Here is a 12,549-nt window from a genome sequence, read left to right as displayed (position 1 = left end):
ATGTATTAGGCACGCCGCCAGCGTTCGTCCTGAGCCAGGATCAAACTCTCCAAAAAGAGTTGAGTCATGCTCAAAATGTTACGTTGGCTAGTGATCCGAAGATCACTATATTATTGTTTGTTGACGCTTGTTTGTTTAGTTTTCAAAGAGCAATTTTTTACCGCGTCGCTCAGAGGCGACTTTTTAAATATAACATGTTGTTTAACTTGTGTCAACAACTTTTTTTAACTCTGTCACTGCCTAGCAGCAACGTTTTTTAATATACCAAGATAACAATGCAAAGTCAACAAGAAATTTAAACAGAATTTTTTTCAATAAAGAAAACCTCAAGACGATCCATGATAACTTCAAAGATCATGATTTTTTATTCTCTTTTTCCTCATATAAATCATGCACTCTGCGGGCGGGGCTATTCTTCTGAAAAGCATAAATAAAATTTTATACCGCTCCTCCATAGCTCTTTTAGCAATATGGTCTATTCTTTCGTCGTCCAAATCAAAAAGAATTTCTTCCATTTCCCTTTTAAGAAGATATTCCAGTTCCTTCACTTCCTTACCATTAACCAACAAACCAATCATACACGTACCACTCCTGCGATGGATTTGCACCTTATGCTTTCCAAATAATTCTATTCTATGTGAATTTGATATTCATACAAGGAGGTTTTTGGACATAGATATAGGACAAGGAAAGCTTTGGACGGGGGAATGAAGGAGTGAATTTCTTTGTTGTTTTAAACGGAAAGAGAATGAAGCAGGGCATTTTAATAGTCATATCAGCATTATTTACAGCCTGGATTGTGTATATGGAAAACCTGGTCCAGGTCCCGGTGTTTTCAACGAAGGATGGCCCAAAGGCGGTTTATAAGGGGGAAAAGGATGTCGCCTTGACATTTAATATTGGCTGGGGAGATGAAAAAGCTTCGCCAATTTTGGATGTCCTTGAAAAAGAAAATGTAAAATCGGCTACGTTCTTTTTGTCCGGTGCCTGGGCCGAACGCCACCCGGACCTCGTAAGCAGGATAACAAAGCTTGGTTATGAAATCGGCATACTCGGTTATGGCTATGAAGACTATACGGCTATCGAGGATAGTGACATTCGAAAGGACCTAGCCAAGGCACAGACTGCCTTTGGCAAATTGAACATAAAAAAAATCACATTAATTCGCGCCCCTACAGGACATTTTGACAAAAGGACGTTGAAAATTGCCGAGCGATTTGGGTTCACTGTCGTACATTGGAGTGTTGATTCTAAAGACTGGACCAATCCCGGCACCAAAAAGATCCTAGCAAACATTCAAAAAGCAGGGGCAGGCGACATCGTCCTTCTCCATGCTTCAGATTCAGCCAAGCAGACTGCAAAAGCACTCCCGGGCATTATTAAAGACTTGCAGGCTAAGGGTCTAAAGTTTGTTACTGTTTCAGAAATGATAGCCAACGGAGAAGCAAAAACTGAAGAAGTGAAATAAATAATACAAGCCGCCCATTTAATCGGGCGGCTTGTTGTAATGTCTGGCCTTGGACCTTTAACCATCGGCGGAAAAACGCCGCTGATGGAAGCTTCACTTATTTGAACGGCTTGAGTTGTTTTGTTCCTTGTAGAGGTTTTTTCTCCTGAAGCTTCTTCCGCTCTTCAAGTGATTTTTCATTTAGCTTATGAAGGACAAGCAACTGATAACTGTTACAGACAAGCAGTGGTATCAGCATAAGGTAAAACCAGCTGCCATCATTTACCCTAAGGACAGGAACCCATTCAAAAACAGTTCCGACTACCATGAAAAATAGCGCCGGTATGAAAGCCTCTTTGTTTGTCTGCCTCATCTTTTGCCAGGCTGCCGCCAATCCAGCAACAAGGACAATCAACGCGGGGATTACATAGGAAACAGCCCCTTCCCCTTCCTTCGCAAAAGAAATGTACCTCAAATAAATCAAATCAAACAGGACAAATGCTAATATGACCGCCTGCACGCTATTCCACAGCTTTACTGATTTAAATATACCAAGGCCGAACCTGTGGACGGTCAAATAAGCAAAGAATCCCATTTGGCTCAATAAACTGAATATTAACCCAACCCCGACGAGCCAAATGAGGACTGATAGAATTTCAAGGACTTGGACGTGGGTAAACAACGGTTCAAATTTATCCCACCGGACAATAAAACCGGTAATGACAGTTGTAAGAGCCCCAAGCATTAAGGTGTTGATGAATAATTTAACCCAATTACGGCTAGTCACATTTTTTCCCCCAGCATTGCATTCTTTTTCTGCTTGCCAAAAGCACAAACTTCTAGTGCCAGTGACGTTTTCACTTCATTGTACCAACCGGCACCGGAAAAATCCAGGCATTCCGATTCCGCGAATAATTCCATGTATTTTTCTTCATTCTAAGGATAAGTGCCATTCGTTGAAGGGAGCTATCGGGAATGAAAAAGGTTTATATGCTGCTTTTTATCGGGACTTTAATTATGGTCTCGGGGTGTGCGGCCGGGACTAGCCAGGTTGAGACTAAGTTAAATTATGAGGAAACCAAAAAAATGCTTGTCGATATCCTCCACACGGATGATGGAAAAAAAGCCATCCACGAAATCATGACTGACGACACAATTAAACAGCAAATGATTATGGACCAGTCCGTCGTTTCTGATACAATCCAAAAAACATTGATCTCCAAGGAAGGAATGGATTTTTGGAAGAACTCGCTTAAAGATCCCAAAATGGCCGCTGCCTTGGCAAAAAGCATGAAATCGGAAAACGAGAAGCTGTTAAAGGATTTGATGAAAGACCCGGAATACCGGGCGATGATGATTGAGATACTTAACGACCCTGAAGTGCAAAAAGAGATGGCCGATGCCTTAAAAAGCAAAGATTTCCGGCTCCACCTGCAGGCTGTTATCGCCGAAGCAATGCAAAGCCCTTTATTTAAAGCCGAGATGCAAGATCTTCTTTTGCAGGCAGCGAAAGAGGCCGCTAAAGGAGACAAGGGCGAAGGAGGTAAGGGAAGCGAAGACAAAGGCGGGKCTTAATGGATTAAAAAAGCCTCTTCCGATTTTCCGGAGAGGCTTTTGTTTCCTTATTTATCCAATTTCTTAATGACTTTGTCGGCAATTTGCAGATAAATGGCGCCAATGGTGTGTTCCTCCTGGTAAACGGAAGGGGCAAAATCTTTTTCATCCCAATCCGGCTGGCCAAGAGGAAGCTGGCCAAGGATTTCGGTATTGAGCGCTTCGGCAAGTTTTTCCCCGCCGCCTTTCCCGAAAATGTATTCCCTTTCGCCAGTAGCCTTGCTTTCAAAATACGCCATATTTTCAATAACGCCCAGAATTTCATGTTCGGTCCTTAACGCCATCGCGCCGGCCCTGGCCGCAACAAATGCCGCTGTAGGATGGGGTGTCGTTACGATGATTTCCTTGCAGGACGGCAGCATGGAGTGGACATCAAGCGCTACATCTCCTGTTCCCGGAGGCAGGTCCAAAAGAAGGTAATCAAGGTCTCCCCAATTAACCTCCTCAAAAAAGCTATTCAGCATTTTGCCAAGCATTGGGCCTCGCCAGATAATCGGTGCATTGTCCTCGACAAAGAAGCCCATGGAAATGACCTTTACCCCAAACCGCTCGACTGGAAGGATTTTTTCATCTTTAATAGCGGGGCGTTCGGTAATGCCCATCATATCAGGTACACTGAACCCATAAATATCGGCATCGATCAGCCCTACTTTTTTCCCAAGGCGCGCCAGTGAAACGGCAAGGTTAACGGAAACGGTCGATTTCCCGACGCCACCCTTTCCGCTCGCGATAGCAATGAAGGTTGTTTTACTTCCTGGGGATAACAGTCCAAGATCTCCCGTTTCCGTCATTGCTGCACGATGCTTCGCCAATTCCTCCTCCGGAAGTTGGCTAAAGCGGAGGCCGACTGATGCTGCTCCCTGGCTTTTTAAAGCGTTAACAATTTCAGTCTGGAGCTGAAGCTGTTCTGCGGTACCGGTCTTGGCGATCGCTATTTTCACACTCACATGGTTCTTTTCTTCCTTAACCTTTATTTCCTCGATAGCATTCAGTTCACCCAGCGATTTATGTAAAAATGGTTCCTGTAAACCGCTCAATACTTCCCGTACGATAGCCTCTGTAATCATCTACTAAAGCACCCGCCTTATGGATTTGGTTACTGCCAACCGTTGCCGGCATGTCTTAATATTATAACATAGAGCCCGGAAAGGCTGTTAAATGGCGCACACCTTGTCTTTTATGTACGATAAAATTAAAGAGGGAGACGGCCGGGCCTCTCCCCATCATCTTTCCGTAAAAAACCGATTGATTCCTTTATAAATGGATGCCGCCACCATTTCCTGGTATGAATCACGCGCCAAATTTATTTTCTCATCCGGATTGGATAGGAAGCCAGCCTCTACAAGCACCCCGGGTATTTCCGCATGCTTCAAGATAAAAACGCTATTAAGCGGCTTTTCTTTCCTCGTTGTGTTTTCAAGATTCGTTCTCAATTCTTTCTGAATCAGCCTGGCAGCTTTTTTGTTTTCCTTATTATTCGTGCTATAAAAAGTTTGCGCTCCGCTCCATTGGGGTGCAGGGATTGCATTCAAATGGATACTGACAAAAAAATCCGCATTCGACTCATTGATAATCTTGAGCCTTTCTTTTAAATCGACAGTTTTTCTGCGACTGTAGCCCTTCATTTCCGGCGGTGCCAAATCCTTGTCTGTATCCCTTGTCATAATGACAATCGCCCCCTGTTGCTGCAGGAAATCACGCAGCTTCATGGATATGCTTAACGCGATGTCCTTTTCCTGTATTGGCCTGTCACCCGCTCCCCCGTCAGCTCCCCCATGTCCGGGATCAATCAGAATCACTGTTCCTGAAAGCGGCAAATGCCAAGTATTCCAAGAATGGTTATCGGAAAAATCATATTGGATGATAAAAAATAACATTAGCAGCCCAATTGCAAAAGCCGTCCTTTTCAATCTTTTAATCGACACTCTGCCCAGCCCCCTGCCTGTCCTTTTCCATTTCACTATATGGCTCTAGAACAGGAAATAGAACAGGAATCAGGCTGAACTAGTGAAGTCGTAGCTTCTGGCGGCGTATCCCTTTTTCAAAGCCATCAAGCCACCATTTTCTTACATATTGCTCACAGTTGAAATATAGGGATTCACTGTAATACCCTTCATCCCCACCTCCCCAATACAAAAGGAAGTTAAACAGGGTATCAATCAGATGGGTTTCTTCAGGCTCACACCGTTCAAGTGTCCATTCAACTTTTTCCCCGCGGGCACCAAATTTGCTGAATTGCGCTCCGAGCAAATATGCTTCAACCGCCACATCGTAGCACGCTTCCTCAATGCCCGGATTTTGGAGTAGGCGATAGGACATCCTCGTCGATCCGAAATGCTCCTGTACCCGTTTCTTTAATTCATTTATCGAAAGTTCCTTTAGGACCGATCGTTCATATTTTATTTGTTTTTCACGCCTTTTTTCATTAAAGGTTGTAATAACATTCACTGTTTTCACCTCTTACTCCCTAGTGTTTATCCGTAACATGAGGAGAATACCGGACCAGGGATTGATTCGCTTTCCAGTTTTACAACCTATTAGCAATCATGTATGCTGAAGTCAGAATAGACAGATTATTCAGGGGGGGTATTTTTTTGGAAAAAGAACATGAAGTCCTTTTTAGGCAGCTGAGCGATTATCGAAACGATATCCTTGGCTGCGTAGCCAATGTGTCCGAGGAGGCCGCCGATATAGTACCAATCGGCTTCAACAATAATATCCGCTGGAACCTCGGCCATATTTACCTGGATCAATTGCTGTGGATTAAGCATCTGACAAAAGAGCCAATTGAAATTCCCGAAGGATTCAATGAATGGTTCGGGTTTGGGACGAGCCCTGCCAACTGGTCAAGCGAGCCCCCATCCCTTGAAGAATTGAAGAAGCTGCTCTTCCGCCAGCCGGAATGGATTAAAGAAACGTATGGAGATAGGCTTAATGAAACATTCCCGGAAACTGAATCTGGCATGCATACAATCGCCCAGGTGCTTGTAAGGACAATTTTCCATGAAGGAATCCATTTGGGAGCCATCCTTGCCCTAAAAAAATTCCTATAATGCCATACACGGCAAAAGCAAAGGGCAGGCTGTTTTCGCACAACAGCCTGCCTTTTACTTTACTTCCTTTGTAGATACTTTTCGCCAAGAATTTCTTTGACATCGTATTCCTCAGGATTCAGTTCTTTTTCAACAAATGAAAGTACCTCTTTTTCATGCAGGCCATACATAGTCTCGATTTCCTTTGAGAATAAGCGTTGGCCATTCTTGAGCATGTCTGATAATCCCGACTGCGGCCTTGGCTCAAGCGATTCTGTTACTAAAATGACTTGCTTTAACCCATTGACATAATCTTCGAATGACCGGGCCCCGACAAGTTTAACTCCCTTTTTTTCTTCGTTGACCATAATGATTGTTGGAAAGCCTCTAACTCCCAAGCTTTTAGCTAAAGCGAAATCTTCATTCAGTAATTGTTGCGCCTGTATGCCTAAAGCCTTTTTTACGATTTCCGCCCCATTGAGGCCCAACTGGTCGACGAGTTCAATTAATACGTTATCCTCGGCGATGTTTTGATTTAACACAAATACCGCTTCCCGTGCTTTTCGTAAAAAGTCATTTGCCAATTTGTCGCTGCTTTGCTTTATTATTTTGTAAACACGCGAAGGTGGATAGGATGAATGGACAGGATGGTCGAGCCATAACGAACCATCAATCGGCATTCTGGAATGCTCCCCTACTTCCCTCCAGTGGCCGGCGACATCAGAGGCTTTGCGGATTCCGTTGCTGACATCCGCGAAACCTTCCCAGCTTTCCAAAAGTCCCCCCATGACCGTTTTCATGTTAAAATAATGGCCATATTGTGCAATGAACTTATTTAACGTCGGCTCAAGTGCCCAGCAATGGGAACAAATTGGGTCGGTTACATAATAGAGTTCAATGACTTCCGTGGGTTTTGAAAAATCGATCAACTTCATTTCTTCCTCACCTGCTGTGCCGCATACACCTGTTTCCAAATCACAAATCATGTTATTCTTGACAGTCATTTTTAATCACCCCAACTATATTTAAAATCAATCTGTTGTACAATTAAGTGTATATAGTGGGCACAATTGGCTCAATGCGCAGATTAGTCCTTTTATTGCGTAAGCAACAAATTCGCAAAACTGTCTATAAAATAGAGAGGTGGATTTCGTTCATGACACAAACCCAAACAGACCCCAGGGTCCTCCGTACGAGAAAATTGATCATGGAGGCGTTCATCGAGCTTTCTGGAAAAAAGGAATTTAAAGATATTACAATAAACGATATCACGGCAGAAGCGACCGTTAATCGGGCGACTTTTTATAAACACTTCGCCGATAAATACGAACTATTGGAAAAGGTTTTATCCGAAGTCCTTATGATTAATTTTGATTCCAACATCCTTGATCAAAATAATTTCAATCAGGAAGTAGTGACGAGTATCTTTACTTCAATCACCAATTTCCAAAAGTCGTTATCGAACCGATGCCACCGCGGCTATGAAGATACGATTGCGAAAATAATAAAGAGCCATTTGGAGATTATTTTTTTGAAAATGTTTAAACAGGTGAAGCCGGATGGTGATGAGGAAGCCTTGAGAATAAGCGCAGTAATGCTGAGTTGGGGAATTTTTGGTGCCTCCCTTGACTGGCAGGCAAACAGCAGTCTTGCTGCAGAGGAGTATATTTTAAAAAGTATACCGTATATTCTGGATGGGATATGTTTATAAAAAGGGCGTACCCTATTCGGCAACTGAACCCACGATAAGTGGGTTCTTTGAGGCCTTTATTCGAGCTCCTTCGTTAAGTTTTCCATTGTCGACTCATCCATCGGACCGATAAATTTTATTGCTATCCTCCCGTTTGTATCAATAATATAGCTCGTAGGAATTACAAAAGCTTGATATTGCCTGCCAATATCCCCACCCTCATCTAAGGGAATATCAAAGGTAAGACCGAAATCTTTAACAAATTTATCAATTTCCTTTTTCCCTTTATCCATATTTGTCAGGTTTACGGCCACTATTTCAATGCCTTTATCTTTGTTTTTTTCATAAAAATTTTGCATATGAGGCATTTCAGCCTTACAGGGCGGGCACCATGTAGCCCAAAAATTTAAGATTACCTTTTTTCCTTTATAATCGGATAGTTTGACTGTTTCTCCGCTTAATGTGGCTAATTCAAAGTCAGGTGCCAGCTTTCCTTCTTTTACTTCAGAGAGATCCMCCCCCGGAATATCCTCATCCGCCGATATCACCTCTTCAGTTTCAGAATTCAACTTATCTTTGGCCGCCTCCTTTTCATATGGCCTCCACAGGTTGACGAATACAATACCAATTGCCAATATGATAATTGCTATAGACATAAAATTTTTATTCAAGTCATCTTGCCTCCTTATCTGTTTCATGTGGAGACATAGCTATTTCTCCAAACCCTAAACCATCTTTAAAAATCCATCTCACCCCCTCTCAACATAATGGTAATTCCTAATTGTTAAGAAATGATTAAGCTTTTGAATTCACGGGCAACTCTATCCAAAATGTATGGTTGATGCCATCCGTATTGATTCCGACCTTACCGCCGTGGGAAGCAATAATACTTTTGGTAATTGCAAGCCCAAGCCCGGTACCCCCCGTTTCTGTGCTTCTTGATTGTTCCATTCGATAGAAGCGTTCAAAGATAAGGTCTTGTTTTTCAGGATCAATATATTGGCCGGTATGTGTGAAAACAATGATGTATGTCTCATTTTCTATCGATCCCCTCACGGTTAACACCTCTCCGGTATTGTAATCGATAATATTTTGAAGAATATTTGTAAAAGCCTGCTTGAGGCCATCTTGATTCCCGAGTATTTCCGCTTGGTCAATTTGAATGTGATAGTTTTTAAATTTGTTTTCCAGTTTTAATTGGAAGGTCGTGATTACCTTTGACAACACTTCATTGACCATTAAAGGATGAAACTGTTTTTCAAAAAAATAATTCCCATAGTTCCAGGAATTCAATTCTGTTATCCGTTCCACAATCCTTGTAATGCGTTTAGATTCTTCAAGCAGAGAGGAGAATAATTCGGAATCTCCTTCAATCACTTTGTTTTGCAGGGCCTCAAGATACCCGTTTATATTTGTTAACGGGGTACGAAGCTCATGCGCAATATCACGAAGCATTTCCTCCCGCTGCTCTTGTACCAAATAAAGTGTCTCAGTCATGGAATTGAAATTCTCGATCAATTCCTTCATATCGCCTGATGTGCTTACCTCAATTTTAGTTGGGATATTGCCTTCCTTTATTGCTTTTGCTGCCGATGATAAAGACTTAATGGGACTCATTATTTTTTTGACCGTAAAATAATGAAATAGTCCGACCATAATGAAGGCCATGGTGCCTGCCTTCCAAAGAAATCCATTCAACGTATCAACAAGGGCCTGGCCTGTAACCTGTTCCGAATTAACCAAAAAACAAGCATAATCCTTGACTGATATGCCTGCGATAAGGATGACGAGCAAAATGACAGTACTATTCAAAGCGATAAGCCGTGATAAAAGGTTGGAATTTTTATCATAAAGCCACAAATTTATACCCCATTCCCCGTACGGTTTGAATATAATCCTTAGGCGTTTTGTCCTTGATTTTTTCACGTAAATTCTTGATATGGACATCAATTGTTCTGTCTGATACTGCTTTTTCATTGTTCTCATAGATTAAGGAAAGGATCTGTTCCCTTGATAAAATTTGATTAGGATGCTGCATGAATATATGAAGAAGTTTAAATTCAAAATGGGTTAATTCAAGCGGCTTACCATTGATTGATGCCTCTCCTTTTGCCGGCTTAATTGTAAACCCGGTAAAACTCAACTTTCCGCAGCGACTCGCCGTCCTTCTGAGCACTGCTTCAATACGGACCATTAATTCTCCGGGGCTGAAAGGCTTGACGACATAATCATCTGCACCCAATTTGAAACCTTTAATCCGTTCTTTTTCAGATACTTTTGCCGTCAGCATTATGATCGGCATCCTACTCTTATAATCCTCCCGAACCCATCTGCATAACTCTTCACCACTGACCTCAGGAAGCATTAGGTCAAGAATTAAAATACATGGGTCCATCTCTTCTATTTTTTTCTTTGCCTCCAGTCCGTTCACCGCTTCAATCACTTCATATCCCTCTCGGGTCAAATAAATTTTTACAAGGGTGCGTATTTTTGAATCATCTTCTACAATTAAGACTGATTTTCCAATTAAGTTTTCTTGGCGCAAGCCCACTTCCTCCTTCTTATCAAAAGAATAAGTTATATGCTGACAGCCAGGCGCTGATTTTTTGCATTTGTCCGCTTAAGACCAGGAATCCCAGCAATACCATGATCATGCCATTAATAAATGCAAGCTTCGGCAAATATTTGTTGATTTTTCTCATTGCACTCAGAGAATAGGAAAGAACAATGGAAATGATAAAAAACGGAATGGCCATTCCAAGGGAATAGGCACCTAACAGAAAAACCCCCTGACTTAGGGTTTCTGATGACCCCGCCAATAATAGTATGGAGGAAAGGGCAAGTCCGACACATGGGGACCAGCCTGCTGCAAACGCCATTCCTAATAATATGGAACTAAAAATATTTTTTGAACCCTGTTCAGTTTCGAACCTTTTTTCCTTCATTAAGATTTTAAATTTTATTAGGCCAGCCATCTGCAACCCAAAAACAATAATCAGCAAACCAGCTATTTGCATAATGATCATTCGGTAATCCGCCAGAGCCTTACCGATAAAGCTCGCCGACGCTCCAAGTGCAATAAAGATAAGACTAAAACCAATAATAAAACCTATTGATCTTGAATAAAGCTTTTTTCGATTAACCTGCATTTTAGCATCTTCAATCTTTCCACCTGTTAAATGGGTTATGTAGGCTGGCAAAAGAGGAAATACGCATGGGGAAAAGAAAGATAATACGCCACCCGCTAGTGCAAAAATTACTCCGACATCATTCATCAATACTCACTCCTTTTCAAATTCATTATGGATTTGAATTGTTAAAGAATGATTAAGATTGGACGTGCATTTTTCGATGAATAATCAGGTTTTCAAAACACTACATGGGCGGATAAATATTGCTGGAAAGTTATGAATGGGAATAAACCAGAGAGGGATAAGCAGAAAGTCCATTTTCTTATAAATAAACTTCTTCAATAAAAAAGGACCCTTAAGACAGAGAAAATCATCTTCGCCCAAGGGTCCAGCTCTTGCAGAACACTTTGCTATTGCTATTGCACAGCCCGGCCCATAAAAGCAATTAAGCCGCCTTCAATATCCTGGGCAAATGCCTTTTCTAAAAGATGCCGTAGTCATTGTAATAAAATTTTTCAATAAAAAAGCCTGCTTGGAATCGAGTTCCAAACAGGCTCAAACCCATCATTAACAAGGGGTTTAGCGTTTTGAGAATTGTGGTGCACGACGTGCGCCTTTAAGACCGTATTTCTTACGCTCTTTCATGCGGGCGTCACGAGTAAGAAGGCCTGCGCGCTTCAGAGTTGGACGGAATTCTGGGTCAGCTTGCAGCAATGCACGTGCAATGCCGTGGCGGATAGCGCCAGCCTGGCCAGTGTAACCGCCACCCCTAACGTTTACAAGAATGTTGTAGCTGCCAAGAGTTTCAGTAGCAACAAGCGGCTGCTTAACAACTTCGCGCAACGCTTCGAACGGAATGTAGTTAGTGATTTCACGATCATTGATTAGGATTTGTCCATTGCCTGGAACTAGACGTACGCGGGCAACGGAGCTTTTACGACGGCCTGTGCCGATATATTGAACTTGTGCCAAGTTAATACCCTCCCTTTATTATCCGCGAAGTTCGTAAACTTCTGGTTTTTGTGCTTGGTGCGGATGCTCGCTGCCTGCATAAACGTGCAGCTTTTTGAACATTTGACGGCCAAGAGAATTTTTAGGAAGCATGCCTTTCACAGCAAGCTCGATCATTTTCTCAGCATAGTTTGTACGCATTTCAAGTGCAGTCCTTTGCTTAAGGCCGCCTGGGTGGTTGGTGTGGCGGTAGTAAATCTTGTCATGAAGCTTGTTTCCAGTCAGTTGGACCTTGGAAGCATTCAAGATGATTACATTGTCACCAGTATCAACATGCGGTGTGAAAGTTGGTTTGTTTTTACCACGTAGAATTGCTGCAACTTCGGAAGCAAGGCGTCCAAGAGTTTTGCCTTCAGCATCAACTACGTACCATTTACGCTCGATATTGTTGGCATTCGCCATAAATGTTGTACGCATGGGTTTCCCTCCTAATTAAATCCGAAAAATATTGGTTTAGCGCTTCTTCCCGTTATCCAATAGGGCCGGCTCTGTTCCGGGAGCGGCTGTGGCACGGGTTTGCGCCTTCAAGTTCATGTTCATATATTTCTAATCACGATGAGGCTTTCCGGGGCTTTATCGTGGGATTAAAATACATACATATGATATAATAAATCCTTGCGAGCT

At 42.4% G+C, this 12,549-nt stretch carries 18 protein-coding genes; 5 read left to right on the top strand and 13 right to left on the bottom strand.

Annotated elements, in window-relative coordinates:
• Positions 1 to 260 (top strand): hypothetical protein (locus ADU24_RS23465; protein ID WP_231689539.1); only part of this gene is annotated, 260 nt, incomplete at its 5' end.
• An 87-nt stretch (positions 261 to 347) separates the two neighbouring features.
• Here the strand turns inward: ADU24_RS23465 and ADU24_RS00420 are convergent.
• The gene (locus ADU24_RS00420; RefSeq protein WP_053364809.1) at positions 348 to 578 is read right to left on the bottom strand and encodes a hypothetical protein; all 231 of its coding nucleotides are present in this window, start codon (positions 576 to 578) and stop codon (positions 348 to 350) included.
• A 137-nt stretch (positions 579 to 715) separates the two neighbouring features.
• Here ADU24_RS00420 and pdaB point away from each other — a divergent pair, with 137 nt between their 5' ends.
• Positions 716 to 1,468 (top strand): polysaccharide deacetylase family sporulation protein PdaB, encoded by a 753-nt coding sequence (gene pdaB, locus ADU24_RS00415; protein ID WP_053364808.1) that lies wholly within the window; start codon positions 716 to 718, stop codon positions 1,466 to 1,468.
• A 97-nt stretch (positions 1,469 to 1,565) separates the two neighbouring features.
• Here pdaB and ADU24_RS00410 read toward each other — a convergent pair whose 3' ends face one another.
• Together ADU24_RS00410 and ADU24_RS22835 are read right to left on the bottom strand one after the other, a co-directional pair.
• Positions 1,566 to 2,234: a KinB-signaling pathway activation protein gene (locus tag ADU24_RS00410; RefSeq protein ID WP_053364807.1), complete on the bottom strand. Its 669-nt coding sequence runs from the start codon at positions 2,232 to 2,234 to the stop codon at positions 1,566 to 1,568.
• Positions 2,231 to 2,368 (bottom strand): hypothetical protein, encoded by a 138-nt coding sequence (locus ADU24_RS22835; RefSeq protein ID WP_156324478.1) that lies wholly within the window; start codon positions 2,366 to 2,368, stop codon positions 2,231 to 2,233. Before ADU24_RS22835 ends, ADU24_RS00410 begins: the two co-directional genes overlap by 4 nt.
• Before the next feature lie 54 nt (positions 2,369 to 2,422).
• On the opposite strand from ADU24_RS22835, the gene gerD reads away from it, so the two are divergent.
• On the top strand, positions 2,423 to 3,022 hold the full coding sequence (gene gerD, locus ADU24_RS00405) for a spore germination lipoprotein GerD (RefSeq protein ID WP_053364806.1): 600 nt from the start codon (positions 2,423 to 2,425) through the stop codon (positions 3,020 to 3,022).
• Between the two features lie 47 nt (positions 3,023 to 3,069).
• Here the strand turns inward: gerD and ADU24_RS00400 are convergent, their stop codons facing one another.
• The 3 genes from ADU24_RS00400 to ADU24_RS00390 all read right to left on the bottom strand — a co-directional run bounded on the left by ADU24_RS00400 (position 3,070) and on the right by ADU24_RS00390 (position 5,509).
• Positions 3,070 to 4,128 carry an Mrp/NBP35 family ATP-binding protein gene (locus ADU24_RS00400; RefSeq protein ID WP_053364805.1) on the bottom strand — a complete coding sequence of 353 codons (1,059 nt, stop codon included), beginning with the start codon at positions 4,126 to 4,128 and terminating at the stop codon, positions 3,070 to 3,072.
• Positions 4,129 to 4,284: 156 nt separating this feature from the next.
• The gene (cwlD, locus tag ADU24_RS00395; protein ID WP_053368709.1) at positions 4,285 to 4,938 is read right to left on the bottom strand and encodes an N-acetylmuramoyl-L-alanine amidase CwlD; all 654 of its coding nucleotides are present in this window, start codon (positions 4,936 to 4,938) and stop codon (positions 4,285 to 4,287) included.
• A 127-nt stretch (positions 4,939 to 5,065) separates the two neighbouring features.
• A complete protein-coding gene (locus tag ADU24_RS00390; protein WP_053368708.1) occupies positions 5,066 to 5,509 on the bottom strand; it encodes a DUF2521 family protein in 444 nt (147 codons plus the stop codon).
• Positions 5,510 to 5,655: 146 nt separating this feature from the next.
• Between ADU24_RS00390 and ADU24_RS00385 the strand changes: the two genes are divergently transcribed.
• Positions 5,656 to 6,114, top strand: a complete 459-nt coding sequence (locus ADU24_RS00385) for a DinB family protein (RefSeq protein WP_053364804.1) — start codon at positions 5,656 to 5,658, stop codon at positions 6,112 to 6,114.
• A 59-nt stretch (positions 6,115 to 6,173) separates the two neighbouring features.
• On the opposite strand, the gene ADU24_RS00380 is transcribed toward ADU24_RS00385, so the two are convergent.
• Positions 6,174 to 7,097 (bottom strand): DsbA family protein, encoded by a 924-nt coding sequence (locus tag ADU24_RS00380; RefSeq protein WP_053364803.1) that lies wholly within the window; start codon positions 7,095 to 7,097, stop codon positions 6,174 to 6,176.
• A 152-nt stretch (positions 7,098 to 7,249) separates the two neighbouring features.
• Between ADU24_RS00380 and ADU24_RS00375 the strand changes: the two genes are divergently transcribed.
• Positions 7,250 to 7,804, top strand: coding sequence for a TetR/AcrR family transcriptional regulator (locus ADU24_RS00375; RefSeq protein ID WP_053364802.1), 555 nt, complete (start codon positions 7,250 to 7,252; stop codon positions 7,802 to 7,804).
• A gap of 56 nt (positions 7,805 to 7,860) precedes the next feature.
• Here the strand turns inward: ADU24_RS00375 and ADU24_RS00370 are convergent, their stop codons facing one another.
• The 6 genes from ADU24_RS00370 to rplM form a co-directional block, all read right to left on the bottom strand.
• Complete coding sequence (locus tag ADU24_RS00370) at positions 7,861 to 8,454, bottom strand: peroxiredoxin family protein (RefSeq protein WP_231689538.1); 594 nt, start codon at positions 8,452 to 8,454, stop codon at positions 7,861 to 7,863.
• A gap of 124 nt (positions 8,455 to 8,578) precedes the next feature.
• A complete protein-coding gene (locus ADU24_RS00365; RefSeq protein WP_053364801.1) occupies positions 8,579 to 9,643 on the bottom strand; it encodes a HAMP domain-containing sensor histidine kinase in 1,065 nt (354 codons plus the stop codon).
• Positions 9,630 to 10,328 (bottom strand): response regulator transcription factor, encoded by a 699-nt coding sequence (locus ADU24_RS00360; RefSeq protein ID WP_053364800.1) that lies wholly within the window; start codon positions 10,326 to 10,328, stop codon positions 9,630 to 9,632. The genes ADU24_RS00365 and ADU24_RS00360 overlap by 14 nt, the downstream gene beginning before the upstream one ends.
• A gap of 19 nt (positions 10,329 to 10,347) precedes the next feature.
• Positions 10,348 to 11,058 carry a cytochrome c biogenesis CcdA family protein gene (locus ADU24_RS00355; protein ID WP_053364799.1) on the bottom strand — a complete coding sequence of 237 codons (711 nt, stop codon included), beginning with the start codon at positions 11,056 to 11,058 and terminating at the stop codon, positions 10,348 to 10,350.
• A gap of 435 nt (positions 11,059 to 11,493) precedes the next feature.
• A complete protein-coding gene (gene rpsI, locus ADU24_RS00350) occupies positions 11,494 to 11,886 on the bottom strand; it encodes a 30S ribosomal protein S9 (RefSeq protein ID WP_053364798.1) in 393 nt (130 codons plus the stop codon).
• Between the two features lie 18 nt (positions 11,887 to 11,904).
• Positions 11,905 to 12,342, bottom strand: coding sequence for a 50S ribosomal protein L13 (gene rplM / locus ADU24_RS00345; RefSeq protein WP_053364797.1), 438 nt, complete (start codon positions 12,340 to 12,342; stop codon positions 11,905 to 11,907).
• Positions 12,343 to 12,549 lie beyond the last annotated feature (207 nt).

Source organism: Bacillus sp. FJAT-27245 (assembly GCF_001273955.1).
Taxonomy (GTDB): Bacteria; Bacillota; Bacilli; order Bacillales; family Cytobacillaceae; genus Bacillus_D.
Note: the sequence above shows the minus strand (reverse complement) of the source record. Positions and strands in the feature narration are given on the sequence as shown.